Genomic DNA, 26,279 nt, shown 5'->3' with positions numbered 1-26,279 from the left:
GCGCGCCGGTGGCTCAGGCCAGCCGCTCACCTTTGGCGGACGCGTCAATGAGCTTGTTGAGCCGCGTGGTCTGTGTGTCCGCCTTCTTCGCGCTCAGCACATTCCAGATGCACCTGCGCTGGTAGCTGGGCGCCTGCGCGCGGAAGAATTCCCAGGCGGCTGGATGATGACGAAAGGCCACCTCTTGCGCCGGTGTCAGTTCGATCTCGTCCTGCTCGTGGGAATAGACGCGTGAGCGCTCGTCGCTGCGCCGCTCGAACGCCGCCACGCCGGACGCCCGCATCCGCCCCTCCTTGATCAGCACCTCCGCCCGCACGATGTTGACGGCGCTCCAGATGGAGTTGGCCTTGCGCGGCGAAAACCGGATCTTGTAGGACTTGTCGTCGATGCGGGTCCGCACCCCATCGATCCAGCCATGGCACAGCGCCTCATCGACCGACTCCGGCCAGTCGATGCTGGGCAGGCCGCTGCCGCGCTTGTAGAAGCCCACCACCACGTCGGTGGCGGTGGCTGCATGCTGGTCCAGCCAGGCACGGAAGTCTTCGGCGGTCGAGAAAAAGATGGGGGTGCGGGTGGCCATGGCCCGCAAGTATGCCGGGTTGTGTCGGCGGTCAGGCCACCTTGAAGATGCTGACCACTTCTTCCAGGCGGGCAGCCTGCTCGCGCAGCGAGGTGGCCGCGGCGCTGGACTCCTCCACCAGCGCGGCATTCTGCTGCGTCATCTGGTCCAGGTTGGCCACGGCCTGGTTCACCTGGCCAATGCCGTCACGCTGCTCGATGGCGGCGGCGGAGATCTCGCCCATCAGGTCGGTGACACGGCCCACGCCGGTGACGATGTCGCCCATCGCCTGGCCGGCCTCGGTCACATCGGCCGAACCGGCGTTCACGGTTTCCACCGAGCGGTTGATCAGCGTCTTGATTTCCTTGGCGGCTTCGGCACTGCGTTGCGCCAATGAACGAACTTCGCTGGCCACGACCGCAAAACCGCGGCCCTGCTCGCCGGCACGGGCCGCCTCCACGGCGGCGTTCAGCGCCAGGATGTTGGTCTGGAAGGCAATGCCGTCGATCGTGCCGATGATGTCGTTGATGCGCTTGGAGGATTCGCTGATGGCGCGCATGCGCTCCACCACCTGGCTCACCACACGGCCGCCGCGGGTGGCCGCTTCGGCGGCGCTGTTGGCCAACTGGTTGGCCTGGCGGGCGGTGTCGGCAGACTGGGACACGGTGCCCGTCAGTTCTTCCATGCTGGAAGCGGTTTCTTCCAGGTTGGAGGCGGTCTGTTCGGTCCGTGCCGACAGGTCGAGATTGCCGGTAGCGATCTGCGCCGAGGCGCTGGAGACGGACTGAACGCCGTCACGGACCTGGCTCACGACCGACTTCAACTGGCCCACCATCTTCATCAGCGCGGTCTGCAACTGGGCCACTTCATCGCGGCCCTTCACGACCAGATGGCCGGTCAGGTCACCGTTGGCCACCGACTCGGCCAGGCGCACCGATTCGCTCAGCGGGCGAGTGATCATCCGGCTGATGACGGTGGCCAGCAGGGCGCCCAGCAGCACCGCCACCACGGTCAGGCCGCCCACCACCCAGCGGCTGTTGGCGTAGATGCGATCGCCCAGTTCATTGGCGGCCGCGGCGCCCTTGGTGTTGAGTTCCACCAGGTCATCCAGCGCCTTGCCCAGGGCCTCATATTTGGGCAGACCGTCCACGGCCAGCATGCGTTTGGCCTTGACGTCGTCATGGGCCTTCACGGCGGTGAGGAAGTGTTCGCTGGCAGCCAGGTAGTCGGTCCAGTAGCCGCGCACCTGTTTGAACAGGGCTGCTTCTTCGGGGGAGCTCACCAGCTTTTCGTACAGGTCCAGATGCTGGTTCACCGTTTGCCGGGATTGGTCGATCTTGGCGGCGTCTGTCGTACGGGCGTCGCCCTCAGCCAACATCAAGCGGTATTCACGCGTACGAAAGCGGGTGACGGCCTGGTTGATGTTTTGCGCTTCACGGGCGGAGGGCATCCAGTTGTCCGCCATGGCACTGGCGGTGTCATTCACCCGTGACAGTTGGACAACGGCCACCACGCCCAGGATGGCGGTAATCAGGAGGACGATGGCGAAAGCAACGCCAAGCTTGGCCCCTACGGACAAGCGATCGAGCATGGACACGGCGGTCTCCAGTAAAGCGGGGTGGAGGTCGACATGCATGACTCGGGCATGTCGTTTGCCCTAATTGTCGTACGCGTACGCAAGTGTTTGATAGGGCTCAAAAGGCCATCACACCGAGGGTTCGTGAGGATTTAACAAAGGCCAACTACTGGGTTAACGTACAGCGACAATAAGGATTGTGACAATTTCCGCGATCAAGGGAGAATAATTCTGGAAACGAACAATCAAGCAGAGCGGACGCCCACACGTCTGCGGCGCGGCCCTGTCGAAATGGCCGCACTCAAGCGCGAAATGATGGAACGCGCGCGCAAGATCTACCGCGAAGAAGGGGTGGAGGCGCTGAGCATGCGCCGTCTGGCCAATGAGCTGGGCATTTCCACCATGGCCATCTACAGCTACTTCGCCAACAAGCAGGCATTGCTGGACGGCTTGTGGATCGAAATCTTCGAGGCGCTGACCGAAAAGCTGCTGGATGCCTCCAGCGAGCAACGGGGCCCCCGCAAGGTGCTGGAAGCCCATGTGCGTCAGTCGCTGGAATTCTGGGAAAGCCACCCGGAGCAGTTCCGCATGATCTATATGTCGCAGAGCACCGGCTCGCTGGCGGAGATCGGTGAATCACAACGGCCGGTGTACAACCGGCTGCTGCGGCTGATCCGTGAACGTGTGGCGGCCTGCGCGCCGGACGGCGCCGAGCCGGATGAGGCCGCGATCCGTCTGCAATGCGACCTGCTCGCCGCCAAGACCATGGGCTTCCTGTCTCTGGTGGTGGGGCTGCAGCGCTACCCGCTGCACGATCGTGAGGCATTGCGCGAGCACATCGTGCATGAGGTGGTGCGTGATGCGGTCGAGGGCCTCAGTGCGGCGTCCTCTCCATCGACTTCATCGGCCACCGCAGCCACCTGATCGGCAGCCACCTGACAGCAGGCGCTGACAGGCAAAAAAAAGCCCAGCATTCGCTGGGCTTGAAGGGCACTTGGGAAGCCTAGCTTCCTTGGGTACCGAGGAGACAAAGGTTACTGACCTCAAGCCACGGCGCGCTTCGGTGCGCGGGCGCTGGCTTGGCCGGTCTTCAACGCCGTGTTGGTCACGGTGTTGACGTTGTTCTCGACAATTTCGCTGGCTTGCTTGACGGCCTTTTGAACGCTTTCATACGCGTTGTTGGCAGCCGCCACAGCAGACTTCACCAAAGCTACAGCATTTTCTGTGCCAGCTGGCGCGTTCTTGGTCACGTTCTCGACGGCCGAGCCAAACTTGTCTTGCGCGTCGGCCACTTGGGCTTCTGCCAGCTTGGTGAATTCGGTGCCGGTGGCCGTGGCGATGTCATACACATGACGGCTGTAGGCGACGGCCTTTTCGGCCGACGGTTGCAGCAGCGCGGCTTGCAGGGCCAGGAATTCCTGGGCGTCCTTGACGGACAGGGCCGCCTGGGTGGTCTCAGCGGCTTCGCTGAGGGCGGTCTTGGCGGTCTGGATGTTCAGTTCCGCCAGCTTTTCCCAGCTTTCGAAGACCTTGCCGGTCAGCCCGAAGAGGGCGTTGAGGTTGCTCTTTTGGGCGGCCAGCACTTGTTCAGCAGTCAGCATGCGGAATCTCCTTGAATGTACGGATTGAAGCAGTGTCAGCCTCGAAAAACTCGGCAGGCTGAGAGCCGGGGTTGCAGGGGCCTGGAGGCCATGGTGCGCTGCAACATGAAATGAAGTATAGGGACGCTCAACCGGATTGCAAGCACTTTTTGCTGCGATGCACAAAACTTCTGCGCATGAGCACATGCCCAGTATTCATCGGGCTTCCAGGCCGTCTGCGCGAACCGGACGGCGTCCGAAAACCGGACAGTTGCATGCGCGTGTTGCGGGGCAGCATGGGCCGCCACCTGGACGTCTCGGGCTGGGTCGTGCGCCGTACAGCGGCTGCACTGATGAACGCCGCATGCGCGGCAAGCCCGTCAGCGCGACGGGCATGAAGCAGCGCTTCCCTGATGAGATTCAGGCGGTATGGTGTGGGGCCATGCTCGCGTTCCATTACGACCATCTCACCCTGGCCTTGCCGCCGGGCCACCGCTTTCCGCAAAGCAAATACCAGATGCTACGTGCGCGTATGGAGGCGGACCCTGGTGCGGTCCGCCTGCGCGTAGCGTCGCCGGCTTCGCGAGAGCAACTGCTGCTGGCGCACACGCCGGACTATGTGGATGCCGTCCTGCACGGCACGCTTAGCGCGGCGGCGCAACGCGAAATCGGCTTCCCGTGGGCGGAAGGTCTGCCGCGCCGCTCCCTGTTCTCGGTGGGGGCGACCATCGACGCCGCACGCGCCGCACTGAAAGAGGGCGTGGCCGCCAGCCTCGCGGGCGGCACGCACCACGCCTATGCGGACAAGGGCAGTGGCTTCTGTGTCTTCAATGATGTGGCGGTCGCGGCGCGGCTGATGCAGGCGGAGCATCATCGTGCGCAATCCGCCCAATCCACCCACGCCGTCCCGGCCGCCTTGCGCGTCCTGGTGATCGATCTGGACGTGCACCAGGGCAATGGCACGGCCAGCATCTTTGCGGACGACCCCAGCGTTTTCACGCTCTCGCTGCACGGTGAGAAGAATTTTCCATTCCGCAAGGAAGCCAGCGATCTGGACATCGGGCTGCCTGACGCCTGTGGTGACCAGGTCTACCTCGAAGCGCTGGAAGACGCGCTTCACCAGGTTTGGCTTCGCATGGCCGACCACCCCCCGGGGCTGGTCTTCTATCTGGCGGGTGCCGACGCCCATGAGGGCGACCGGCTGGGCCGCCTGAAACTCAGTGCCGAGGCGTTGGACCGGCGCGACCGCATGGTCCTTGACGCGTTGGCGGCCCGCCGCATTCCTGCAGCGTTGAGCATGGCGGGCGGTTATGGGGAAGATTTGGCGGTGACGGTGGACATCCAGCAGCGCACCCTCACGACGGCGGCCACCTCCTGGGCTATGTGGAATGGGGGAAGGAATTAGGCGCGCACTTCGTTCCACTCAGGGCAACTCAATCCCGAAAGACGTTCGAATGCCAATCCTTCCCACGATGGACGCATGCCATGCCCACGCCCACGCCTGGGACACGCCCATGGAAGTATCCGCACCGGCAGCCCAGGCCAGTGCGCCGCCGACCGGGAACGCGGTACGGGTGGATATCCTGGCCAACTTCGCCGCCACGCTGGACGGGCAGGCCCTCCAGATGCCCCCTCATCCGGCGATGGTCACTTCTGAAGTGACGCTCCCGGCCGGCGCCACTTTGCGGCGCCCCGACGGGCTGCTTCAACGTTATGCGTTGGTGCAGTCCGGCCAGGTTCGTGTGAACCAAACCGACGCCTCGGGCCCCCGCATGTTCCGGCAAGGAGATTGGATTGTTGACGGGCCCCACGGGGTCTGGACGGCTGATGCGGCCAGTGATGGCCGCCCGGCACGCCTTCTCCTGATCGAGCATGTCGAGCCCGCACCGGCACCGTCCGCACAGAACGCGCCACCGAGCGGACGCCTGGATGCCAGGCCGAGCGAGCGGCAGGTGCTGCGCACCACCACGGACTATCAAGGCCAACCGATCACCATGCCGGCCGGCCCGCTGCGTGTCATGGTCTATCGCTACCAAATCGAAGGTGGCGCCCGGTTGCCTTGGCACCTTCACGAGTCACCGCGCTACGGGTTTGTGGAAGACGGCAGCATTGAGGTCGAGGACGCGTCGGGTTCCCGCAAGTCCTTTGCCCGGGGGAACATGATCGTGGAGCAGCGCGACGTCTGGCATCGGGGCGCCAACCCGGGACGGCATCCGGTGTCGTTGCTGGTCCTGGATGTCATCCCCGCGGAGCGCAAGAACAACACGGTCGCGTGGAATCCCGAGCTTCATCCCTGCCTGCCGCTCCGGCCCGACGACAGGAAGGTGGATGGCCCCCCTCGGTAGGCGGGTCGCGGGGGGGACTGCACAGATGTTGCGTGCAAGGCATAGTTGCGCCATCGCCTGAACTCTCGCCAGCGTCCGTCGCATGAGCATCGACCGTCCCGCCCCCGAGCCGCGCAGCGCCTTTTTCCGCTTCATCCCCGTGCCCACACGCTGGATGGACAACGACGTCTACGGCCACCTCAACAACGTCGTCTATTACAGCCTGTTCGACACGGCGGTGAACCGCTACCTGATCGACCAGGGCGCACTGGACCTCCACCACGGCGAGGTCATTGGCCTGGTGGTGGAGACGCATTGCAACTTCTTTGCGTCGTTGGCGTTTCCCCAACAGATCGAAGCCGGTCTGCGGGTGGGCCGCCGGGGCCGCTCCAGCGTGCGTTACGAGATTGGCCTGTTCGCTGCAGGCGAGGACCTGTGTGCGGCCGCCGGCCACTTCGTGCATGTCTATGTGGATCGCGCCTCGCGCCGCCCGGTCGCGGACCTGCCGCCGTCCTATCAACAGGCCTTGCGGCCATTGGAGACCTCATGAGCCAAGCAGGCCTGCCCCATCCCTTCCACACGCCAACCCCGGAGCAGACGGCGGCCGTGGAAACCGCCCTCCAGACGCGCCACTCCATGCGCGCGTTCCTGCCCACACCGGTGCCGCGCGAGACCATCGAGCGCATTCTCCAAGTGGCGGCGCGTGCGCCCTCTGGCACCAACACCCAGCCCTGGCAGGTCCATGTGCTGACGGGCGAGGCCAAGGACCGTCTGGTTCAGCGCCTGCATGCGGCCTACGACGACCCGGAGGAACTCGCCACTCATACCGAGGAGTACGCCTACTACCCGCGCGAATGGGTTTCGCCCTACATCGACCGCCGGCGCAAGGTGGGGTGGGACCTGTACGGCCTGCTGGGGATCACCAAGGGTGACAAGCTGCGCATGCATGAACAGCATGGCCGCAACTACAGCTTCTTCGATGCGCCTGTGGGCCTGATGTTCACCATCGACCGCGTCATGCAACAGGGCAGTTGGCTGGATTACGGCATGTTCATCCAGAACGTCATGGTGGCGGCGCGGGCACATGGCCTGCACACCTGTCCGCAGGCGGCCTTCACCCAGTTTCATCGTCTGATTGGCGAAGAACTCCAGCTGGCACCGCAGCAGATGCTGGTTTGCGGCATGGCCCTGGGATATGCGGACCCCGAAGCGGTGGAAAACACCCTGGTCACCGAACGGGAGCCGATCGGCGGCTTTGTGCGCTTCCTCGAATGAGCGCGCCCCCGGCGCCGGATGGTCGTGCCGGCCTGGTTGAGAATGGGCCGAACATGTGTTGCGTTCCCGTGCCCGACGATCGCCGACCACCCCCGTGTGCTCAGCCCGTCCTGGGGCAGTCAGTGACCGTTCCGAGGAGATTCTGAGATGAGCAAACCCAAGGTGCTGGTGGCCTGCAAGACCTTTAGCGACATCGTCGACCGGCTGCGCCCACATTTTGATGTCGAGACCAACGACACGGATCAGCCCTGGCCGCAGGACGAGCTGATCCGCCGGCTGCAGGGCAAGGCCGGTGTCTACATCAGTGGCAGCAGCAAGGTGGACACCACGCTGCTGGAGGCCTGCCCGGACCTGCGTGCGGTCTGCACCATGGCCGTGGGCTACAACAACATTGACGTGCCGGCCTGCACGGCCCGGGGTGTGCTGGTGAGCAATGCACCGGACGTGCTGACCGAGACCACGGCCGACTTCGGCTTTGCGCTGATGATGGCCACGGCCCGCCGCATCACCGAGAGCGAGCATTTCCTGCGCCGGGGGGAATGGAAGCACTGGTCCGTCACCATGTTTGCCGGGGCGGATGTGCATGGCGCCACCTTGGGGGTGCTGGGCATGGGGCGTATTGGCGCGGCCATTGCGCGCCGGGGGCACCTGGGTTTTGGCATGCCGGTGATCTATCACAACCGCAGCCGGCTGCCGGCCGACCAGGAAGCGCCGCTGGGGGCGCAATGGGTGGAGAAGGACGAGTTGCTCCAGCGTGCCGACCACCTGGTCATCGTGGTGCCCTACAGCCCGTCTGCGCACCACCTCATCGGTGAGCGCGAGCTGGCGATGATGAAGCCCACGGCCACACTCACCAACATTGCGCGCGGTGGGGTGGTGGATGACGCCGCGCTCGCACACGCCCTCCAGGCCGGCACCATTGCTGCTGCGGGCCTGGACGTCTTCGAAGGCGAGCCGGTGGTTCATCCGGCGCTGCTGGAATGCACCAACGTCGTACTGACGCCTCACATTGCCAGCGCCACCGTGGCCACGCGCCGAGCCATGAGCAACCTCGCCGTGGACAACCTGATTGCCGTGCTCACGGGTGGTACGCCGCCCACGGCATTGAATCCAGAGGTTCTGGTCAAGTAAGCGGGCCCTCGTCCGAAGGCCTTCGATGGCACAGACCGGTGGTCTGTCGACGGCCCTGGTCTTGACTCGGGGCTCATTAAACGGTGGCAGGGCTCGGCGCTTTCCCGTGCACAGCCAAACCCCTCCTGCCACACGCTGACGCCTTCTCTACCTCAAGGCTGAGAGAATCCCAGCCATGACCCTTGTTGAAGCTCTGCTGACTGGCCTGCTGGCCCTGATCCTGATTGTTCTGGTTCTCCTGTGGCGCCGCATCGCCTCCCAGGAGTCCCCCACCGAGCAGGAGCCCGTTGCTGGGGTCATCATGCCGCTCATCCAGCAGTCCAGCGACCGCCTGGACCGTTCCCTGCGCGACGAGCTCAACCGTGTCAACAGTGCCCTGCGCCAGGACACCCTCTCCACGCTCTCCCAGTTTCAGCAATCCCTGCTCGCCCAGGGCGGCGACGTGGCGCGCACCCAGAACGAGCAGATCGACAGCTTCCGTGTCCAGCTCGGCCACCTGCAGCAATCCCTCGCCACGCAGGCCGCCACCGCCCGTGAGGCGCAAGATGCCGCAGCCGCCCGGCTCGGCAGCCTGCTCACCGAGCAACTGCAGGCCCTGGCCCAGCGTAACGAAGCCGGCCTGGCCGAAACCCGCCGCACCGTCGAAGCCCGGCTGCAATCCATCCAGCAGGACAACGAGAAAAAGCTGGAGCAGATGCGTGCCACCGTGGACGAAAAACTCCACGCCACGCTGGAGCAGCGCCTTGGCGAAAGCTTCAAGCAGGTGGCCGAGCGCCTCGAGCAGGTCTACCGTGGCCTGGGCGAGATGCAGACCCTGGCCCGCGATGTGGGTTCCCTCAACCGTGTGCTGACCAACGTCAAGACCCGAGGCATCTTCGGTGAGGTCCAACTGGCCGGCCTGCTCGAACAGGTCTTCACCCCCGAGCAGTACGCCTCCAACGTCGAGACCGTTCCCGGCACGGGCGCGCGGGTCGAGTTTGCTCTCAAGCTCCCGGGTCAGCGTGACGACGGCCAGCCGTTGTGGCTGCCGATCGACGCCAAGTTCCCCCGTGAAGACTATGAGCGCCTGCTGGATGCGCAGGAGCGCGCCGATGCGCCTGCCGCCGAACTCGCCGGCCGCGCCATCGAGACCCGCCTGCGCCTGGAGGCCAAGACCATCCGCGAGAAATACCTCGGCCCACCCCACACCACCGACTTCGCCCTGCTGTTCCTCCCCACCGAGGGCCTCTACGCCGAAGCCCTGCGGCGCCCCGGCCTCACCGAATCCCTGCAGCGTGAGCACAAGGTGATGCTGGTGGGCCCCACCACCTTGCTGGCCACGCTTTCCAGCCTGCAGATGGGCTTCCGCACCCTGGCGCTCGAGAAACGCTCCGCCGAGGTCTGGGAGGTGCTCTCCGCCGTGAAGACCGAGTTTGGCAAGTTCGGCGAGGTGTTGGCCAAGACCAAGAAGAAGCTGGAAGAAGCCAGCAACACCATCGATGCGGCCGAGGTCCGCACCCGCGCCATGACTCGCCGGCTCAAGACCGTCGAGGCTTTGCCTGACGACCAGATGACCCGCGTGCTGCAGCTCGGCCAGGTGGACGAGGAGGGCGCCGCCGGATGACACCTGACGCCCCGGCCGCCACGCCCTCTGGCGCCAGCCGCGCCTTTCCCGCCGTCATCGCCACCCTGGTGGCCGTGCATGCCTGCATGGCGGTGACGCGGGTCACCGCCAGCCTGTGGGTGCTGGACCGCGGTTTTGGCGAATGGACGGTGGGGGTGCTGCAAAGCCTTTTTGCGGTGGCGCCGATCGGGATGTCCCTGTGGGCCGGCCGTCTGGCGGACCGGCATGGTTTCCATCGGCCGGTGGGTCTGGGCGCGATCATGGGTTTTATGGGCGCGGTCATCGCGCTGGTCGCCCTGTGGTGGCAGTCGCTCGCCCTGATTGCCGTCGCGTGCCTGCTGTGCGGCGGCGCCGTGGCGGTGGCGGCGGTCGCCATCCAGCGCGAGGCCGGCCTGATGGTCTCGGACCCATCCCAGCTGAAACGGGTGTTCAGTTGGGTGGCCCTGGGCCCGGCCTTGTCCAACGCCGTGGCGCCGGTCATGGCAGGGTTGCTGATCGATCATGCGGGCTTCGCCTGGGCCCTGGTGCTGGGCGTGGTCCTGCCGGGCATTGCCTGGGCCATGGCGCTCCGGGTGCCGCGCTACACGCCGCATGCCAAGGCACAGGCGCCCCGCAATACCAAGCCTGCCTGGGACCTGCTGCGGGACCCGGCGCTGCGCCACCTGTTGGTGGTCAATATCACGATGTCCGCCTGCTGGGACGCGCACAGCTTCGTGGTGCCGGTCATCGGGCACGCCAAGGGACTGTCGGCCTCCGGCATCGGTCTGGTGCTGGGCAGCTTCGCGGCGGCCGCGACCCTGGTGCGCCTGGGCATCGTCCGCTGGGCCCACCGGGTGGATGAGATGAAGGCCTTGCGCACGGCCATCAGCGTGGCCATGGCCATCCTGGTGGTCTACGCCTGGTTGCCCGGCACGGCGGGCCTGATGATCGGCTCGGCCATCCTGGGCATGGCGCTGGGGGCCGTGCAGCCCATGGTGCTGGCCACCTTGCACCAGGTGACACCAGCTGATCGCCACGGCCAGGCCCTGGGCCTGCGCATGCTGGCCAGCAACGGCGCCACCGTGGCCATGCCGCTGGGTTTTGGCATGCTGGCCACCGCCAGTGTGCCCTTTGCACCGCTGTGGCTCATGGCGTCGCTGCTGGTGGGGGCGCAATGGAGCGCCCGCAAGGTGCCATTGCACAGCCCATAAGGGAAGCTCTGCATAACTTCCATAAGCGCATTCCACTGCGCTTATCGCGCAAAGCGCGCGCAAACGCCGCGCAAATTTGGCGCAAACACTACGCAAGCGGGCCTCAACACCCGATATCAATCTGCGAATACGGCAGTTGGCCGATTGGCTTCGCCTCCCATTCCTCTTCTCGAGCTGGCCGGGCACGCCAAATGAAAAGTCAGACAAGTCAGTCCATTGGCGTGCCAAGCCCCGGAAACCAAGGCCCGCAGAGCTATTCATTCATCGCGCACTCCCTCGAAATCGAGACCGTGTCACGTTTGTGAACAAATGATTGCTAGGGGATTTCCTTTCCTGTCAGGTCTTGCAGGTGGCTGTGCCACGCCCGCCAGCCGCTTCCTACACTGCATCCACGCCACGAATCAACCGATTGCGGCGGGGTGTCCATCCAACGGCAGCAATACCTGTCTGCGAGATGGGAGCGGGGCGCCGATATCCGGTGCCTCAGGGAGAGAAACCATGGAGATCACAGCATGATGCGTTTGACGAAGCTCAGCCGTGCGCTGGCCCTCGGTGTCTTTGCAGTCAGTTCTGCCGCCTATGCCGGCGCCCCCGCCACCGATGTGAATGCCAAGCAGCCGCTGCCTGAGCAGACCGATCGCTTGATCGTCAAGTACAAGGACGGCAGTGTGGCCGTCCAGCAGAAGCTGGGTGTCGCCGTGCAGGCCCATGCGGTCGCCAGCGATGCGCTCAGCACCCGTACCCAATCCCTGCAGCAGCTGGCCGCCCCGTGGGGTGCCCGTGTCAGCCTGTTGCGCCAGACCGGCACCGGCGCCCACGTGTTCAAGCTGGACCGCCAGCTCAGCGTGGACCAGCTGCGTGACCTCGCCACCCAGATCAAGGCCAGCGACGCCAACGTCGAGTACGTCGAACCCGACCGCAAGATGTATGCGCTGGCCACGCCTACCGACCCGTACTACGCCACCAACCAGTGGGATCTGTTCGAGACCACCGGCGGCATCCGTGCCCCCGCTGCCTGGGATCAGTCCACGGGTACCAACGTGGTGGTGGCGGTGATCGACACCGGCTATCGTCCTCACGCAGACCTCGCCGGCCAGTGGGCGGTGAACAGTTCCGGCGCTGTGGCCGGCTACGATTTCATCGCGGACACGGCCGTGTCCGTGGACGGCAATGCGCGTGATGCCGACGCGCTGGACCCGGGCGACTACTACGCCACCAATGCCTGCGGATCCGGTATTCCGGGTTCCAACTCCAGCTGGCACGGCACCCACGTCTCCGGCACCATTGCAGCCAAGGCCAACAACAGCCTGGGTATTGCCGGGATCGCCTACAACGCCAAGATCCTGCCGGTTCGGGTGCTGGGCAAGTGCGGCGGCTACACCTCCGACATTGCCGACGGCATCACCTGGGCGTCGGGCGGCACCGTGTCCGGCATTCCTGCCAACACCAATGTGGCCAAGGTGCTCAACCTGTCGTTGGGCGGCAGCGGCAGCTGCGACTCCACCACCCAGGCGGCGGTCACCGGCGCACGTTCACGCGGTTCCAGCGTCATCGTGGCGGCGGGCAACTCGGCGGCCAACGCGGCCAACTACAGCCCGGCCAGTTGCTCCGGCGTGGTGACGGTGGCGGCCACGAACCGCAGCGGCGGTCGCGCCTCCTACTCCAACTACGGCAGCATCGTCGCCCTGGCGGCTCCGGGCGGGGATTCCGGCACCGGCAACGGCATCTACTCCACCTTGAATGCCGGCACCACCACCCCGGGTGCGGACAGCTATGCCTACTACTCGGGCACCTCGATGGCCACGCCACACGTGGCCGGTGTGGCGGCACTGCTCTACAGCGTGAAGCCCTCGGCCACGCCGGATGAGATCACCGCGGCGCTGAAGAACAGCGCCCGTGCCTTCCCGGCCACCTGCAGCCAGTGCGGCAGCGGGATCCTGGATGCCAATGCAGCCATCACCCTGATCCTGACGGGTACGGGCGGCGGCGGTGGCGGCGGCACCGCCATCACCGAAACCACGGCCTCGAACAACACCCGTGCCACGGCACAGGTGATCGCGGCGCCTGGCGGCACCATCAGCGGCAGCCTGTCCAGCACCACCGACACCGACTACTACGCGGTGACACTGACCGCCGGGCAGACCCTGACGGCGTCGCTGCCCAACGCCAGCGGCGTGGACTACGACCTCTACGTCTACAACAGCTCAGGGACCACCCTGGCCTCCGGCACCAAGAGTGCCGGGCTGACTGAAAGCATTTCATACACCACCTCGACCGCAGGCACCGTTTATGTACGGGTGACCTACTACAGCGGCGGCGCCGGCAGCTATGCGCTGACGCTTGGGTGGTGATGGCCGAACTTGCCAATCACCTCGCTTGGTAAGCCGGGTGCCCTGGGCCCGAACGGGGCATCTGTTAATTCCCGCCGGCGCGAGTCGGCGGGTTTTTTTTATTCCTGTCGGCCCGGTACACTGCCCGTTTATTGCATTACCGGGCGGCCCTTTCTGAGCCAGCCGCTCCGCCACTCATGGCCGGCCTCGAGACCTCTTCGCCTCTCCCTACCGACATCGTCGTCCACCAGCAATCCAAGGTGTTGGAACTGGCGTTCAACGACGGTGCGCGCTTCCGTATCCCGTTCGAGCTGATGCGTGTGTGCAGCCCGTCGGCCGAGGTGCAGGGCCATGGTCCTGGGCAGGAAGTGCTGCAGACCGGCAAGCGCGAGGTGCAGATCGTCGCTGTCCAGCAGGTCGGCCACTACGCCTTGCAGCCGCTGTTCTCGGACGGCCATGAAAGCGGCCTGTTCACGTGGGCCTACCTCTACCAGTTGGGCCGAGACCAGGTGCAACTGATGCAGGACTACGAAGCCCGCCTGGCCGCCGCCGGCCTGGACCGGGACGCCCCCATGCCGGGCAAGGGTGCTGCCGCCGGCCATGAAGGCCATGGCTGCGGGAGCCACTGAGGCTCAACCTTGAGCCTCAACCTTGAGCCTCAGCCCCCCGAGCGCCGCCCACTTTTCAAGCATCTTCAGCAGGATCCGCCATGAGCTCCACCCACTTCGGTTTCGAAACCGTTGACGAAACCCAGAAGGCCCGGCGCGTGCGCGGCGTCTTCGACTCCGTCGCCTCCCGTTACGACATCATGAACGACCTGATGTCCATGGGCATGCACCGCGCGTGGAAGGCCTACACCGTGGCGGTGGCCAACCTCAAGCCTGGCAACAAGGTGCTGGACATTGCCGGCGGCACTGGCGATCTGGCCCGAGCCTTCGCCAAGAAGGTGGGTGAACGCGGCATGGTGGTGCATACCGACATCAATGAGGCCATGTTGCGCACCGGTCGCGAGCGCCTGCTCGACGAAGGCATGGTGCTGCCCACCAACCTGTGTGACGCCGAGGCCCTGCCTTACAAGGACAACAGCTTCGACCTGGTGTCGGTGGCGTTCGGTCTGCGGAACATGACTCACAAGGATCAGGCACTGGCCGAGATGTGCCGGGTGCTGCGTCCGGGCGGGCGCCTGCTGGTGCTGGAGTTCTCCCGCGTGGCCGAGCCGCTGCGCAAGCCCTACGACTGGTATTCCTTCAAGGTGCTGCCCCGCCTGGGCCAGCTCATCGCCGGGGATGCCGACAGCTACCGCTACCTGGCCGAATCCATCCGCATGCATCCGGCGCAGGCAGAACTGAAGGCGCTGATGAAGACCGCAGGTTTCGGTCATGTTGACGTGCACAACCTGACCGGCGGCGTCGTGGCCTTGCATGTCGGTATCAAATGCTGATGACTTGTCGCAGTCGTAATTAAACGCGACGGGCTGTTTATCCTCACCACTGGCGCGGGAGCGCCAGCGAGCGCCGACTCACCGTCGGCGCCATCCCCCATCAGCGGGGCTTTCGGGCGCTCTGCAGCGCCCCTCTCTCCAATCGCCCCCCTTGTTCAAGGGGGCCTCGCGGCACACCGCGCCGGGGGTAGGAGTCATTCTTGCTAAGGACCCACCTAGTCTCGGGATCGAGGGAGTCGGGTACGCATGGAATCAGGGTTTACCGTCATGGTGCACGGCTACACTCGCCGCTCACGTGAGAGCGTGGGTCGCCCCGTGAGGGTCGCCGGGACTTGCATAACAACGAGAGTCGAAGCCATGAACTTGAAGAGAAAGCGGTTCAACTGCAACGGATTTCGGTGGGCGGGCCTGACGGCCGCCACCGTGGTGGCGATCGGGCTCGCCGCCTGCGGCGGTGGCAGCGGTGCAAAGGCCTCGCAGACCGCGGCGAAGGTGAACAAGGAAGAGATCACTGTTCACCAGATCAACTACGTCCTGCAGCGTCAGCCCAATATCAAGAAGGAACAGGTCGAGCCCGCCTCGCGCCAGGTTCTGGAGCGGTTGATCGACCAGGAACTGCTGGTCCAGAAGGCGCAGGACCTGAAGCTCGACCGCGATCCGCGGGTCGTGCAACAGATCGAAACCGCCAAACGCGAAATCATTGCTCGCGCCTATGCTGAACGCCTGGGTGAAAAGGCCACCAAGCCCAGCGAAGAAGACGTCTCGAAGTACTTCAACGAGAACCCGGCACTCTTTACCGAACGCCGTGTCTATAACGTCCAGGAACTCAACATCGAGGCCAAGCCTGAGCAGCTGGAGGGCATTCGCAGCCATCTGACTGACGCCAAGACCTTGACCGAATTCGTTGAATACCTCAAGGCCAGCGACATCAAGTTCGTGGGCACGCAATCGGTTCGTGCGGCCGAACAAGTGGCCGCCGGCAGCCTGCGCATCCTCTCCAAGATGAAGGATGGCCAGCACTTCGAGGCCCCCATGCCCAACGGCGTGATGGTGGTCTATCTGGCGGGATCGCGTGTGCAGCCGGTCACGCTGGAGCAGGCCCGTCCTGCGATCGAAGGCTTCCTGCTGGGCCAGCGCCGCATGGAGCTGATCACCAAGGACGTCAAGGCGATGCGTGACAACGCCAAGATCGAATACGTCGGCAAGTTTGCAGAGGCGGCCGCCTCCTCGCCGACCCCCGCGCCGGCCCTCACGCCGGACCCCGTCACCGAGCCGGCCTCCAGCGCCACGGGCTTGGACAACAGCACCATTTCGAAGGGCTTGGGAATCAAATGAACATGATCCAGACGCGGCGTTGCGCTGCCCAATTCCTGAACCGCTCCTGCGTGCAGCCGCTGGTGGCCACGGCCATGGCGCTGCTGATGGCAGTCGGCGCCACGGCGCAGACCAGCCAGCCCGCACCGGTGGGTCTTGCCAGCGGTGCCACCGCTGAATACCGGCTGGGTTCCGGGGACGCCATCAAGATCAGCGTCTTCCAGAATCCGGACATGACGCTGGAGACCCGGGTCTCCGAAGCCGGCACCATTTCCTTCCCGCTGCTGGGCACGGTGCGCATCGGCGGCCTGTCCGTCAGCGACGCGGAAGCCCGCATCGCCGAAGGCCTGCGCAAGGGCAACTTCGTCAAGCAGCCGCAGGTCAGCATCCTGGTGATCAAGGTCACCGGCAACCAGGCCAGCGTCCTGGGCGCGGTCAACCAGCCGGGCCGTTACCCGCTGGAAGTGGCCGACACCCGGCTGACCGACCTGCTGGCGAACGCCCGCGGCGTCGCGCCCTCCGGCGGCGACCTGCTGGTGATTTCCGGCACGCGGGGCGGCAAGGCTTACCGGGCCGAGATTGACCTGCCCACGCTGTTCAGCGCCAACGGCCGCGAGCAGGACATCCTCATCCAGAACGGCGACGTGCTCTGGGTGGACCGCTTCCCCACGATCTATATCTATGGTGAAGTACAGAAACCCGGCCAGATCCGCCTGGAGCGCGGCATGACCCTGCTGCAGGGCCTGGCCGCTGGCGGTGGCCTGACGCTGCGTGGCACGGAGCGTGGCATCCGCGTGCACCGCAAGGGCGGGGATGGCAAGGTGCAGGAAATCAAGCCTGCGATGGATGAAGCGCTCAAGGACGGTGACGTCATCTACGTGCGCGAAAGCCTGTTCTGATCTGTGGCCGCGTCTGACGGGGGGGACCCTGTGACCCCTGTTCAGCCGGCCGAAGCAGCCGGGCCGCGTGGCCCGGCGAAGGAGTGAGTCGTGACGCCCAGCAAGTTGATTTCCATCATCCGGGCCCGCTGGTCGCTGGTGTTGTTGGTGGTGGTGCTGACCACCCTGACGGCACTCGGCGTCAGCCTCTCGATGCAGCCGAAGTACGTGGCCACCGCCTCTGTGCTCATCGATGCCAAGCCCGATCCGATCTCGGCCCTGATCTATCCGGGCCTGGCCTCGCCGTCCTACATGAACACGCAGGTCGATGTGATCGCCAGCGATCGTGTTGCCCTGCGCGTGGTCAAGGACATGAAGCTGACCGAGCTGCCGGAAGTGCGCCAGAACTGGCAGGCCGCCACCAACGGTGAAGGCACCATCGAGCAGTGGCTGGCCCAGGGCCTGAAGGGCAACATGGAGGTCAAGCCCTCCAAGGAAAGCAATGTGCTGATGGTGACCTACAAGTCGCCACAGCCAGAAGCCGCCGCCGCCTTTGCCAATGCCTTCGTGAAGGCCTACGTGGGCACCACCCTGGAGCTGCGCGTGGACCCGGCGCGTCAATACGCCGGTTATTTCGAGCAGCAGTCCAAGGCCGCCCTGGACAAGCTTGAGGTGGCCCGCTCCAAGCTCTCCGCCTATGAGCGTGAGCACGGCATCCTGGCCACCGACGAGCGCATGGACATCGAAAGCAGCCGCCTGTCCGAGCTGTCCTCGCAACTGGTGGCCGTGCAGGCCGTCACCGCCGAGTCCAACAGCCGCCAGGGCGCTGCGGCCCGTGGCAGCGAAAACCTGCCGGATGTGCTGGCCAACCCGGTGGTCTCCTCGCTCAAGGGCGAGCTGAGCCGCTCGGAAGCGCGCCTGCAGGAGCTGAGCACCCGTTATGGCGACAACCATCCGCAGGTGATCGAAGCCAAGGCCTCGGTGGCTGACCTGCGCACCAAGATGGCGACGGAAATCCGCCGTGTCACCGGTGCGGTGGGGGTGACCAACACCATCAACCGCCAGCGTGAATCCGAGATCCGCGCCCAGCTGGACGAACAGCGGGTCAAGGTGGTCAAGCTCAAGGAAGCGCGCGACGAAGCCGCCGGCCTGATCCGCGAGGTCGACAGCGCCCAGCGCGGCTACGACAGCATCGCCGCCCGCCTGACCCAGACCAACCTGGAGAGCCAGAGCACGCAGAGCAATGTCAGCACGCTGACGGAAGCCACGCCTCCGATGCGTCCGGCCTCGCCGCGTGTCGGGCTCAACACCGCGCTGGCCTTCGTGGCCGGCCTGATCCTGGCGGTGGGCATGGCGCTGCTGCTGGAAATGCGTGACCGCAAGATCCGCGACGCCGACGACGTCATGGCCTTGCTGCAGATTCCGATGCTGGGGGTGCTGCCCGCACCCAACAAGCGTCCCAACAAGTTGCTGCCCACGGCCGAGCGCCGGCTGCTGGGCCATGCTGCGAGCAGAGGAGCCGCTTGATGTCCGACCTGAAGGAACCCCTCCACTACGCCTCAAGCAAACCCGTGGACGCCCAGACGACCAAACCCAGTGCCGGCCTGCATGACCGGTCCATCGGCGCCATCATTGCCGAGACCCGCAACCTCAGCGCCGACCAGGTCGAGCGCGTGCTGCAGTACCAGCGTGAGCGCGGCATCCGCTTCGGCGAGGCTGCGGTTGCCCTGGGCTATGCCAATGCCGAGGACGTGCTGGAAGCGCTGTCCAAGCAGTTCCACTACCCGTACGCGGCCAGCGAGCGCAAGAGCCGCAGCCCCGAACTGGTGGCGCTGAACCAGCCGTTCTCCTCCCAGGCGGAAGTCTTCCGCGGCATCCGCAGCCAGATCATGATGCGGCTGTACCGCGAGGGGGAACCGCGCCGGGCGCTGGCCATCATCAGCCCCGACACGATGGACGGGAAGAGCTACTTCACCGCCAACCTGGCCGTCACGCTGGCGCAACTGGGCGGGCGCACGCTGCTGGTGGATGCGGACCTGCGCCGTCCGCGCCAGCACGAGATCTTCGACGTGGCCAACCAGGCGGGGCTGTCGTCCATCCTGTCGGGCCGCAGCGAGCCCCGGGTCATCCAGCAGGTGGAGGGCATGAACAGCTTGTTCGTCCTGCCGGTCGGCGCGGTGCCGCCCAATCCGGTGGAACTGCTGGAGCGTCCGGCCTTTGGCATGCTGATGCGCGAGCTGGCCGGCAAGTTCGACCACGTGGTGGTGGATACCTCGGCCAGCCTGTACGGCGCGGACGCCTCCATCGTGGCCTCGCGCTGCGGTGCTGCGCTGGTGCTGGCTCGCCAGGACCGCTCGCGTGTGCTGGCGCTGCAGGAACTCACCGACAGTCTTGACGGCATCAACACCACGTTGTTGGGCACCGTCATGAACCAGTACTGAACCCGGGCCGACGCGCCCCGGTCTTGTCGCTCTTGCAGGGAACCCAGTGAAAGTCATGTCGCGCAATGTCCTTCCCGGCGGCCAGGGCCGTATCGCGCCCCGGTTCGGACCGTTCTGGGCTGCCAACCGTCTGGTGCTCGTGGTCCTGGCCCTGGGCCTGGCCGCCATGTATGTGCCCACCATCGTGGACTTCATGCATGGCCCCTGGCGCGGTGACCGCAACAGCCACGGCCCCATCGTGCTGGCGCTGTCCGCCTGGTATTTCTATTTCCAGACGCGCCGCATCGCCGAGCAGGGCGAACGCTTTGAGCCGCGGCCCGCCCCGGTGGCGGGCTGGCTGGTGCTGCTGGGCGGCGCGGCCCTGTATGTGCTGGGCCGTTCGCAGTCGATCGCGCTGCTGGAGATGGGCTCGCTGCTGCCGGTGTTGCTGGGCATTGCGCTGCTGCTGGTCGGCCCTGCCATCGCCAGGCGCTACTGGTTCGCCTTCTTCCTGCTGCTGTTCGCCGTGCCGTTGCCGGCCTCCATCGTGGACGTGATCACCCAGCCCATGAAGCTGGCGGCCTCCTGGGGGGCGGAACAGCTGATGTACCACCTGGGCTACCCGGTGGCGCGCTCCGGCGTGATCCTGCAGATCGGCTCCTACCAGCTGATGGTGGCGGATGCCTGCGCCGGCCTGAACTCCCTGTTCACGCTGGAGGCGCTGGGCCTGCTCTACATGAATGTGGTGCGCCACGAATCGGTGTTCCGCAACTTCACGCTGGCATTGCTGATCGTGCCGATCTCCTATTCCTCCAACGTGATCCGCATCCTGATCCTGGCCTTGCTGACCTACCACTTCGGTGACGACGTGGGGCAGGGCTTCATGCACGAGTTCTCCGGCATGGCGCTGTTCCTGACCGCGCTGATGCTGATCGTGCTCACCGACAGCCTGCTGCGCGCCTTGTCGTTGCGGGTGGAAAGCCGCTACCGCAAGGAGGCCGCATGAGCAGTACAAATTCGACCTCAAACGCCGCCGCTCCCGTGGGCGCCTTCCGCATGCCCAGGCTGTCGCGCTTCAGCGCCGTGATCGGCCTGGTGGTGATGCTGGCTGCCGCCGCCTGTGCCTGGCTGGCCACGCCACGCCTGCAGGCCATCAGTGGCGCGCCCAGCCTGGACGCGACCGTGCCCAAGGCCTTTGGCGACTGGCGCGTGGTGGCCGACACCACCACGCAGGTGGATGTCGCGCAGGGCGTGGAGACGGTGCAGGAGCAGCCCTATGACCAGACGGTCATGCGCACCTATGCCAACAGCCACGGCGACATGATCATGCTGGCCCTGGCCTGGGGCGAACGCCAGCGCCAGGACGTGAAGGTGCACAGGCCCGAGGTCTGCTACCCGGCGCAGGGTTTTGCGGTGCGCCAGCTGGGCGACGGCCATGCCATCGCCACCGATGCCCGTGCGCAGCCGGTGCCCACCACACAACTGCTGGCGGAAGGGCGTGGCGGTGGTTTCGAGTCGGTGCGCTACTGGATCCGCATCGGCAACATGTATGGCGGCGACGGCCTGCAGGCGCGCTGGTACATCCTGCAGGAGGGCTTCAAGGGCCGCATTCCGGACGGTGTGCTGGTGCGGGCCTCCCAGCGCCTGGCGCGCGCGGACGCCGCCGGTGATTCGCAGGCCCTGATGGAATCCTTCCTGAAGGACATGGTGGCGGCAGTGCCGGCCGGCTCTCGCAGCCTGCTGGTGCGCTGAGCATGACGGGACGCGACGGGAAGTGAAGGACACATCAGTGCGTTGGTTGAATGGCGTCCTGCGCATGTGGCGCGGCGTGATGTTCGGCATGGACGGGACCGGCTTCCTGGGCCTCGTGGGCCTGAGCGTGGGCGCGGTGGTGATCGGTTATGCCAGCGTGTTCCTCGGCGGGGTCTCGGCCGAGAAGCCGGTGATGCTGGCGGTCATGCCGCTGATGCTGCTCACGGCCTTTCTATTCATCTACAGCCGGGAGGCGTTCCTCATCGTGGTGCTGCTGGTTCGGGCCGGCGCCAATCCCATCTTCGAGCAGGCCCGCATGGCCGCGGTGGGCGGCCTTGGTGGCCTGCTCAATGCGCTGGTCATCCTGCTGGCCGCGCTCATCATCTCGCGGGACCCCAAGCGCATCCCCAAGGCCGCCTGGTGGGTCTGGGGGCCGCTGCTGGCCCTGCAGGCGCTTGGGCTGCTGCATTCTTCGGACACCATCGCCGCCATCCGGCTCTACCTGGGTTATGTCTCGGTGGTGGCGCTGTTCCTGGTGAGTTTCTATCTCGTCATGGACGAGAACGACCTCAACAAGATGCTGAAGATCATCACCTGGTCTTCCGTGCCGGTGGCGCTGGTCACGCTGGCCTACATCGCGATGGGCCGCACCGCCGGGGGCGGTGACGCGCTGGAGAACTCGGGCCTGCGTTATGGCGGCCCGTTCCCGCACGCCAACATCCTGGCCTTCTACCTGGTGCTGTCGCTGGGCGTGATCTTCTATCGCTGGAAGAGCCGCCAGACGGGGCAGACGCCGTTCTCGCTCATGGTGGTGGTCGGCTACATGTTGCTGCTGGCGGGGCTGCTCTACACCACCAAGACCCGCAGCGCCTGGATCTCGGTGATGTTCATCTTCGTGGTGTACGGCCTGGTGAAGGAGCGGCGATACCTGGTCTACCTCGTGCTGATCGGTGCTGCCGCAGGGGCGGCGCTGCCGGAGCTGCGCGAGCGGGTCATGGGGCTGACCGAGGGCAACGAGGTCGTGCAGTACGCCAAGCTGAATTCCTTTGCCTGGCGCAAGCTGCTCTGGACGGATGCCCTGACATGGATGGCGCCCAGTCGCTACCTGGTCGGGTATGGCGCGGAGTCCTTCTTCAACCTGTCGCCCACCTTCTTCTCGATGGCCGGGCCTGCGAAGTGGGGCGCCCACAGCGCGGTGGTGCAGACCTTCTTTGAACTCGGGGCCACCGGCCTGGCCGCCTACCTGTGGGTCTATGTGAGCACGGCACGCCTGATCCGGCGGCTGTTCTCGGTGAAGCCGCTGCTGGCGCTCATCGGCATGTGCCTGCTGGTGGCCAACTTCATGGTGTCCAGCTCGGACAACATGTTTGCCTACCTCATCTACAACTGGTACTTCTGGTTCTGCATGGGCTGCCTGTGTGCGCTGGCGGTGCGGCTGGTGCCCGACGGGGTGGGGGAATTCCGATACCGACGGACCTGGGGCATTCGCCCCAGCTCACAGGCCCGGGCCCGGGCCGAGGCGGCCGCGGAGACAGACCGGCACGCCAACGGCACGGCCTGGCAGCCCACGGTGCCCATGGGGCTGACACCGACCCGCAGCCTGCCCAAGGGCGGCAGGGGCCCGGCAGGCCGGCCGCAGGTGCAAGCCCGATGAACGCGCCTGTCGCGTCCCTCCCCAGCCACCACGTCCCCTCCGAGCGATCACCGGCCCTGGACGGCGTGCGGGCCGTCAGCATCCTGGCGGTGCTATGGACCCATCTGATGCCTTTTCATGTGGGGGGGGTGCCGCTGAACGAGTCGTTGGGCATGTTCGGCATGGCGCTGTTCTTCATTCTCTCCGGCTACCTCATCACCGGGCAGTTGCTCAAACGCCCGCCGGTCAGCAGTTTCCTGGCCCGGCGCCTGCTGCGTGTGGTGCCGGCGGCCTGGATCTGCCTGGTGGTGGTGTGGCTGTTCCGGCCGGTGGACCTGGAAACCGCGTTCAGCTACTTGTTCTTCTACGCCAATCTGCCGCCCCAGCGCCTGGTGCCGCCCATCGACCACTTCTGGAGCCTGTGCGTCGAGGTGCAGTTCTACATGCTGGCGGCGCTGATGCTGTGGCTGCGGGTGCGCGCCATCTGGTGGCTGTTCCCGGCCTTGCTGCTCACCTTCACCGGGATGCGGATATCGCATGAGATCACTGCATCCAGCGTGACCTGGTTCCGTGCGGACGATTTGCTGGCCGGTGCCTGCCTGGCCTTACTGGTGAATTCGCGTTTGTGGCCGCAGGCCCGGAAAGCGCTGTCCCGCCCCGGTGTGGTGCCTGGTCTGCTGTTGCTGCTGCTGGCCGGCAGTTTTATCAGCCATGACATGCTCAATCCGCTGTCCTATCTCCGTCCTTATGCGGCAGCGGCATTTGTAGGTGCGCTTTTGGCGCAGCCGAATCATCGGCTTTCGGTAGGGTTGGGAGGACCGGCGCTTGCCTATATCGCTTCAATTTCCTATGCACTGTATGTGTGGCACCTGCCCTTGGCGGCCACCTGGCTGGGAAGCGGCGATCTCTGGACCAAGTATCTGAAGCGTCCGCTGTTGTTGCTGGTGGTCTTCGGTATTGCGCACGTATCCACCTTCCAGGTGGAGCGGCGTTTCAACGAGCTGGCCAAGCGTGTTGGGGCAGGGCGCGGTCAGCGGTTGAAGGAGGTTTGACCATGTCGTCACGATCGCTGTCATCCCTGTCCCGACTGGTGTCCGCGTGGCATCGCCGGCAAGGTGCACTGCCCAGGTCCAGGCGTGCTACCGTGCTGCGACTCTCCACGCTGGCACAAGCGGGCGTCTTGGCGGGGGCACTCGCGGGTGCGCTCGGCGCCGGTTTACCGGCCTGGGCGCAAACCACGACGCTGCCAGCCCGAACGTTTGGCTCCTACGCCACACCGTTTGCGGCCTTCTCGCCCTGGTACATGCAGCCGGTGAACCCGGTGCTGGGCACCTTTGTCATCCCCACGTCCTCGTATTACCCCACGGTGGCCGAGGGCACCTGGTCCACCGGCGTGTTCCAGGCCTTGAGTACCGACCCCAGCGTCACGGTCTATCCGCCCAGCGGCAGTACCAACGGCATCTGGGATCCGGACGCGGAGGCCTACCGCGCCACCGTGGTGATTCCGCGCTGGCCCGCCAATGTCGTGCCGGCCTCCGGCTCGGATGGGCATGCGGACATCATCGACGAGGCCATGGGCATCGTGCACTCGTTCTTCCAGCTCAAGCTGGTGAACGGCGTGTGGCGTGCCGGGCAATACGCCTGGGCCCCGCTGGCCGGGCGCGGCTTTGGCGAGGGCGGCCATTACTACCAGGGCGCGCGCGCTGTTGGCGTGCCGGCCATCGGTGGTGTGATCCGCAGCGCCGAAGTGAACGACGGGCTGGATCACTACCGCCACGCGCTGGCCATCTCGCTCACCTACAACGCACTCAGCGCGGCCACCGTCTACATCTATCCAGCCACCTCGGCGGACAGCAACGCCGCCACCACCAACACCGGTGGCATCCCCGAAGGCTCGTTGCTGATGTTGCCGTCGACCTTCGACACCAGCACCATCACCAACCTCAAGCTGCGCAAGGTGGCGGAGACGCTCAAACGTTATGGTGGCTACGTGGTGGACCGCAACGACGGTACGCCCTTCGTGATCTACGCGGAGAACGGCAGCAACTTCAATCTCATGCCCAACGGCTGGGACAACACCACGGCCAACGAGCTGCAGACACTTCGCGGGGCCCTGCGCCAGGTCATGAGCGTGGGTGGCTGGATCGACGGCAACGGCGTGGCCATCGTGCCGGAGCAGCGGCTCAATATCCTGTCCCTGCGGGGGCAGTGGTATCTGCAGCGCAGTTCACCGCTGGGCACTTACGACACCTGGAAGCAGGCGGTCGTGTTCCCCTCCACGGCGGCCGATGTCATACAGGTGAACTACAGCCTCCGTACGATCAGCGCGGTGGCCTGGGCCAAACCCGTGGCGGGCACGCCTTACCAGCTGACCTCGCGCTGCACCGGCGGTGGTCGGCTGCGTGTGGCGCTCTACGACAACGCCGGCACCAAGCTGTATGACAGCGGCGAGCTGGCCAATGGCGTGGTGGCCAATTTCAACTGGCCGGCCAACTACGCACGCGTGGCCGTGTACGCCTACAGCGGTGCCGCCGGCACCTCCTCGACGGTGGGCGGCTCCCTGGTGTCCAACGAGGCACTGACTTCGACTTCCGGAAAGATCCTGATGAAATGACCCAGCGGCATGCGGACACGGACTGGTTGGCCGACCTGGCGCGTTGCGGTGACGCACGCGCCTGGCGGCGGGAGCAATCGCTGTGGGCCCTGTGGGTCTACCGCTTCGGGCGGCGGGTGGACGCCATGCCGGCCGGTTTCGGCCGGCAATGGCGGACCAAGGTCTACTGGCTGATGTTCCGGGCGGTGGAAACATTGACCGGCATCAGCCTGCCCAAGGATTGCCGCATCGGCCCCGGATTGCGCATCTGGCACTTCGGCGGCATCTTCATCAACCCGGGCACCGTCATCGGCGCGCATTGCACCTTGCGTCAAGGTGTGACGCTGGGTAACCGTGTTGAAGACGGCCCTTGCCCGGTGCTGGAGGATGGCGTCGAGCTTGGCGCCTATGCGCAGGTCATTGGCGGGGTGCGTCTGGGGGCGGGTTGCCGCGTTGGCGCCATGGCGGTCGTGTTACAGGACGTCCCTCCCGGCGCCACGGCGGTGGGCAACCCGGCACGAATCCTGCCCCTGCGGGCGGCCGGCGTGCACGGCGGCCTGGACGGCACCACCCCGGTGCCGGACCTGCCGGCGCGAGTGGTGGATACGCCTGCCGAGGGCGAACCAATAAAAACATCGCTGACCCCGGTCGGCGATTGAATAGAGACAAAGGGGACCCTG

At 65.6% G+C, this 26,279-nt stretch carries 24 protein-coding genes; 21 read left to right on the top strand and 3 right to left on the bottom strand.

The genetic code is table 11. From position 1 onward, the window contains the following. Positions 1–13 precede the first annotated feature (13 nt). Both BMY53_RS04225 and BMY53_RS26670 read right to left on the bottom strand, forming a co-directional pair. Positions 14–580, bottom strand: a complete 567-nt coding sequence (locus BMY53_RS04225; protein ID WP_092944011.1) for a YdeI/OmpD-associated family protein — start codon at positions 578–580, stop codon at positions 14–16. Between the two features lie 31 nt (positions 581–611). Beyond that, on the bottom strand, positions 612–2,150 hold the full coding sequence (locus BMY53_RS26670; RefSeq protein WP_310732102.1) for a methyl-accepting chemotaxis protein: 1,539 nt from the start codon (positions 2,148–2,150) through the stop codon (positions 612–614). Positions 2,151–2,426: 276 nt separating this feature from the next. On the opposite strand from BMY53_RS26670, the gene BMY53_RS04215 reads away from it, so the two are divergent. After that, positions 2,427–3,059: a TetR/AcrR family transcriptional regulator gene (locus tag BMY53_RS04215; protein ID WP_092944007.1), complete on the top strand. Its 633-nt coding sequence runs from the start codon at positions 2,427–2,429 to the stop codon at positions 3,057–3,059. A 119-nt stretch (positions 3,060–3,178) separates the two neighbouring features. Here the strand turns inward: BMY53_RS04215 and BMY53_RS04210 are convergent, their stop codons facing one another. Then, a complete protein-coding gene (locus tag BMY53_RS04210) occupies positions 3,179–3,736 on the bottom strand; it encodes a phasin family protein (RefSeq protein ID WP_092944005.1) in 558 nt (185 codons plus the stop codon). A 421-nt stretch (positions 3,737–4,157) separates the two neighbouring features. Here BMY53_RS04210 and BMY53_RS04205 point away from each other — a divergent pair, with 421 nt between their 5' ends. The 20 genes from BMY53_RS04205 (at position 4,158) to BMY53_RS04110 (ending at position 26,258) form a co-directional block, all read left to right on the top strand. Then, on the top strand, positions 4,158–5,120 hold the full coding sequence (locus BMY53_RS04205) for a histone deacetylase family protein (protein ID WP_092945087.1): 963 nt from the start codon (positions 4,158–4,160) through the stop codon (positions 5,118–5,120). A gap of 109 nt (positions 5,121–5,229) precedes the next feature. Beyond that, entirely contained in the window at positions 5,230–6,060 is an 831-nt protein-coding gene (locus BMY53_RS04200; RefSeq protein ID WP_177200708.1) for a cupin domain-containing protein, read from the top strand. A gap of 82 nt (positions 6,061–6,142) precedes the next feature. Then, entirely contained in the window at positions 6,143–6,589 is a 447-nt protein-coding gene (locus BMY53_RS04195; RefSeq protein WP_092944001.1) for an acyl-CoA thioesterase, read from the top strand. Further along, positions 6,586–7,314, top strand: coding sequence for a nitroreductase (locus BMY53_RS04190; RefSeq protein ID WP_092943999.1), 729 nt, complete (start codon positions 6,586–6,588; stop codon positions 7,312–7,314). Before BMY53_RS04195 ends, BMY53_RS04190 begins: the two co-directional genes overlap by 4 nt. Positions 7,315–7,461: 147 nt before the next feature. Further along, entirely contained in the window at positions 7,462–8,445 is a 984-nt protein-coding gene (locus tag BMY53_RS04185) for a 2-hydroxyacid dehydrogenase (RefSeq protein ID WP_092943997.1), read from the top strand. A gap of 175 nt (positions 8,446–8,620) precedes the next feature. Continuing rightward, positions 8,621–10,048 carry a DNA recombination protein RmuC gene (locus BMY53_RS04180; protein ID WP_092943995.1) on the top strand — a complete coding sequence of 476 codons (1,428 nt, stop codon included), beginning with the start codon at positions 8,621–8,623 and terminating at the stop codon, positions 10,046–10,048. Continuing rightward, positions 10,045–11,238 (top strand): MFS transporter, encoded by a 1,194-nt coding sequence (locus BMY53_RS04175; protein ID WP_092943993.1) that lies wholly within the window; start codon positions 10,045–10,047, stop codon positions 11,236–11,238. The genes BMY53_RS04180 and BMY53_RS04175 overlap by 4 nt, the downstream gene beginning before the upstream one ends. Before the next feature lie 512 nt (positions 11,239–11,750). After that, positions 11,751–13,589, top strand: coding sequence for a S8 family peptidase (locus BMY53_RS04170; RefSeq protein ID WP_255370026.1), 1,839 nt, complete (start codon positions 11,751–11,753; stop codon positions 13,587–13,589). A gap of 176 nt (positions 13,590–13,765) precedes the next feature. After that, positions 13,766–14,197: a gamma-butyrobetaine hydroxylase family protein gene (locus BMY53_RS04165; RefSeq protein ID WP_092943991.1), complete on the top strand. Its 432-nt coding sequence runs from the start codon at positions 13,766–13,768 to the stop codon at positions 14,195–14,197. Positions 14,198–14,277: 80 nt separating this feature from the next. Further along, the gene (gene ubiE, locus BMY53_RS04160; protein ID WP_092943989.1) at positions 14,278–15,009 is read left to right on the top strand and encodes a bifunctional demethylmenaquinone methyltransferase/2-methoxy-6-polyprenyl-1,4-benzoquinol methylase UbiE; all 732 of its coding nucleotides are present in this window, start codon (positions 14,278–14,280) and stop codon (positions 15,007–15,009) included. Positions 15,010–15,366: 357 nt separating this feature from the next. Continuing rightward, complete coding sequence (locus BMY53_RS04155) at positions 15,367–16,344, top strand: EpsD family peptidyl-prolyl cis-trans isomerase (protein ID WP_092943987.1); 978 nt, start codon at positions 15,367–15,369, stop codon at positions 16,342–16,344. After that, on the top strand, positions 16,341–17,222 hold the full coding sequence (gene epsE / locus BMY53_RS04150) for a polysaccharide export protein EpsE (protein ID WP_255370025.1): 882 nt from the start codon (positions 16,341–16,343) through the stop codon (positions 17,220–17,222). Before BMY53_RS04155 ends, epsE begins: the two co-directional genes overlap by 4 nt. Before the next feature lie 90 nt (positions 17,223–17,312). Further along, positions 17,313–18,728 (top strand): chain length determinant protein EpsF, encoded by a 1,416-nt coding sequence (gene epsF / locus BMY53_RS04145; RefSeq protein ID WP_092943985.1) that lies wholly within the window; start codon positions 17,313–17,315, stop codon positions 18,726–18,728. Beyond that, positions 18,728–19,642, top strand: coding sequence for a polysaccharide biosynthesis tyrosine autokinase (locus tag BMY53_RS04140; RefSeq protein WP_092943983.1), 915 nt, complete (start codon positions 18,728–18,730; stop codon positions 19,640–19,642). The genes epsF and BMY53_RS04140 overlap by 1 nt, the downstream gene beginning before the upstream one ends. Before the next feature lie 55 nt (positions 19,643–19,697). Continuing rightward, complete coding sequence (xrtB, locus tag BMY53_RS04135) at positions 19,698–20,627, top strand: exosortase B (protein WP_092943981.1); 930 nt, start codon at positions 19,698–19,700, stop codon at positions 20,625–20,627. Further along, positions 20,624–21,373, top strand: coding sequence for an exosortase C-terminal domain/associated protein EpsI (locus tag BMY53_RS04130; protein ID WP_092943979.1), 750 nt, complete (start codon positions 20,624–20,626; stop codon positions 21,371–21,373). The genes xrtB and BMY53_RS04130 overlap by 4 nt, the downstream gene beginning before the upstream one ends. A 37-nt stretch (positions 21,374–21,410) precedes the next feature. Beyond that, positions 21,411–23,027, top strand: coding sequence for an O-antigen ligase family protein (locus BMY53_RS04125; protein ID WP_143073917.1), 1,617 nt, complete (start codon positions 21,411–21,413; stop codon positions 23,025–23,027). Beyond that, complete coding sequence (locus BMY53_RS04120; RefSeq protein WP_092943975.1) at positions 23,024–24,058, top strand: acyltransferase family protein; 1,035 nt, start codon at positions 23,024–23,026, stop codon at positions 24,056–24,058. Before BMY53_RS04125 ends, BMY53_RS04120 begins: the two co-directional genes overlap by 4 nt. Positions 24,059–24,060: 2 nt before the next feature. Continuing rightward, a complete protein-coding gene (locus BMY53_RS04115; protein WP_255370024.1) occupies positions 24,061–25,620 on the top strand; it encodes an Atrophin-1 multi-domain protein in 1,560 nt (519 codons plus the stop codon). Beyond that, positions 25,617–26,258 carry a serine acetyltransferase gene (locus BMY53_RS04110; RefSeq protein ID WP_092943973.1) on the top strand — a complete coding sequence of 214 codons (642 nt, stop codon included), beginning with the start codon at positions 25,617–25,619 and terminating at the stop codon, positions 26,256–26,258. The genes BMY53_RS04115 and BMY53_RS04110 overlap by 4 nt, the downstream gene beginning before the upstream one ends. The last annotated feature ends 21 nt before the right edge of the window (positions 26,259–26,279 follow it).

It is taken from the genome of Roseateles sp. YR242 (assembly GCF_900109745.1).
Classification (GTDB): Bacteria; Pseudomonadota; Gammaproteobacteria; order Burkholderiales; family Burkholderiaceae_C; genus Roseateles.
This window is presented reverse-complemented; position numbering and strand designations above follow the sequence as displayed.

Excerpts from the sequence above, each read along its gene's own strand:
- BMY53_RS04225 (WP_092944011.1), bottom strand. The coding sequence starts at position 580 with ATGGCCACCCGCACCCCCATCTTTTTCTCGACCGCCGAAGACTTCCGT.
- BMY53_RS26670 (WP_310732102.1), bottom strand. The coding sequence starts at position 2,150 with ATGCTCGATCGCTTGTCCGTAGGGGCCAAGCTTGGCGTTGCTTTCGCC.
- BMY53_RS04215 (WP_092944007.1), top strand. The coding sequence starts at position 2,427 with ATGGCCGCACTCAAGCGCGAAATGATGGAACGCGCGCGCAAGATCTAC.
- BMY53_RS04210 (WP_092944005.1), bottom strand. The coding sequence starts at position 3,736 with ATGCTGACTGCTGAACAAGTGCTGGCCGCCCAAAAGAGCAACCTCAAC.
- BMY53_RS04205 (WP_092945087.1), top strand. The coding sequence starts at position 4,158 with ATGCTCGCGTTCCATTACGACCATCTCACCCTGGCCTTGCCGCCGGGC.
- BMY53_RS04200 (WP_177200708.1), top strand. The coding sequence starts at position 5,230 with ATGGAAGTATCCGCACCGGCAGCCCAGGCCAGTGCGCCGCCGACCGGG.
- BMY53_RS04195 (WP_092944001.1), top strand. The coding sequence starts at position 6,143 with ATGAGCATCGACCGTCCCGCCCCCGAGCCGCGCAGCGCCTTTTTCCGC.
- BMY53_RS04190 (WP_092943999.1), top strand. The coding sequence starts at position 6,586 with ATGAGCCAAGCAGGCCTGCCCCATCCCTTCCACACGCCAACCCCGGAG.
- BMY53_RS04185 (WP_092943997.1), top strand. The coding sequence starts at position 7,462 with ATGAGCAAACCCAAGGTGCTGGTGGCCTGCAAGACCTTTAGCGACATC.
- BMY53_RS04180 (WP_092943995.1), top strand. The coding sequence starts at position 8,621 with ATGACCCTTGTTGAAGCTCTGCTGACTGGCCTGCTGGCCCTGATCCTG.
- BMY53_RS04175 (WP_092943993.1), top strand. The coding sequence starts at position 10,045 with ATGACACCTGACGCCCCGGCCGCCACGCCCTCTGGCGCCAGCCGCGCC.
- BMY53_RS04170 (WP_255370026.1), top strand. The coding sequence starts at position 11,751 with ATGATGCGTTTGACGAAGCTCAGCCGTGCGCTGGCCCTCGGTGTCTTT.
- BMY53_RS04165 (WP_092943991.1), top strand. The coding sequence starts at position 13,766 with ATGGCCGGCCTCGAGACCTCTTCGCCTCTCCCTACCGACATCGTCGTC.
- ubiE (WP_092943989.1), top strand. The coding sequence starts at position 14,278 with ATGAGCTCCACCCACTTCGGTTTCGAAACCGTTGACGAAACCCAGAAG.
- BMY53_RS04155 (WP_092943987.1), top strand. The coding sequence starts at position 15,367 with ATGAACTTGAAGAGAAAGCGGTTCAACTGCAACGGATTTCGGTGGGCG.
- epsE (WP_255370025.1), top strand. The coding sequence starts at position 16,341 with ATGAACATGATCCAGACGCGGCGTTGCGCTGCCCAATTCCTGAACCGC.
- BMY53_RS04140 (WP_092943983.1), top strand. The coding sequence starts at position 18,728 with ATGTCCGACCTGAAGGAACCCCTCCACTACGCCTCAAGCAAACCCGTG.
- xrtB (WP_092943981.1), top strand. The coding sequence starts at position 19,698 with ATGTCGCGCAATGTCCTTCCCGGCGGCCAGGGCCGTATCGCGCCCCGG.
- BMY53_RS04130 (WP_092943979.1), top strand. The coding sequence starts at position 20,624 with ATGAGCAGTACAAATTCGACCTCAAACGCCGCCGCTCCCGTGGGCGCC.
- BMY53_RS04120 (WP_092943975.1), top strand. The coding sequence starts at position 23,024 with ATGAACGCGCCTGTCGCGTCCCTCCCCAGCCACCACGTCCCCTCCGAG.
- BMY53_RS04115 (WP_255370024.1), top strand. The coding sequence starts at position 24,061 with ATGTCGTCACGATCGCTGTCATCCCTGTCCCGACTGGTGTCCGCGTGG.
- BMY53_RS04110 (WP_092943973.1), top strand. The coding sequence starts at position 25,617 with ATGACCCAGCGGCATGCGGACACGGACTGGTTGGCCGACCTGGCGCGT.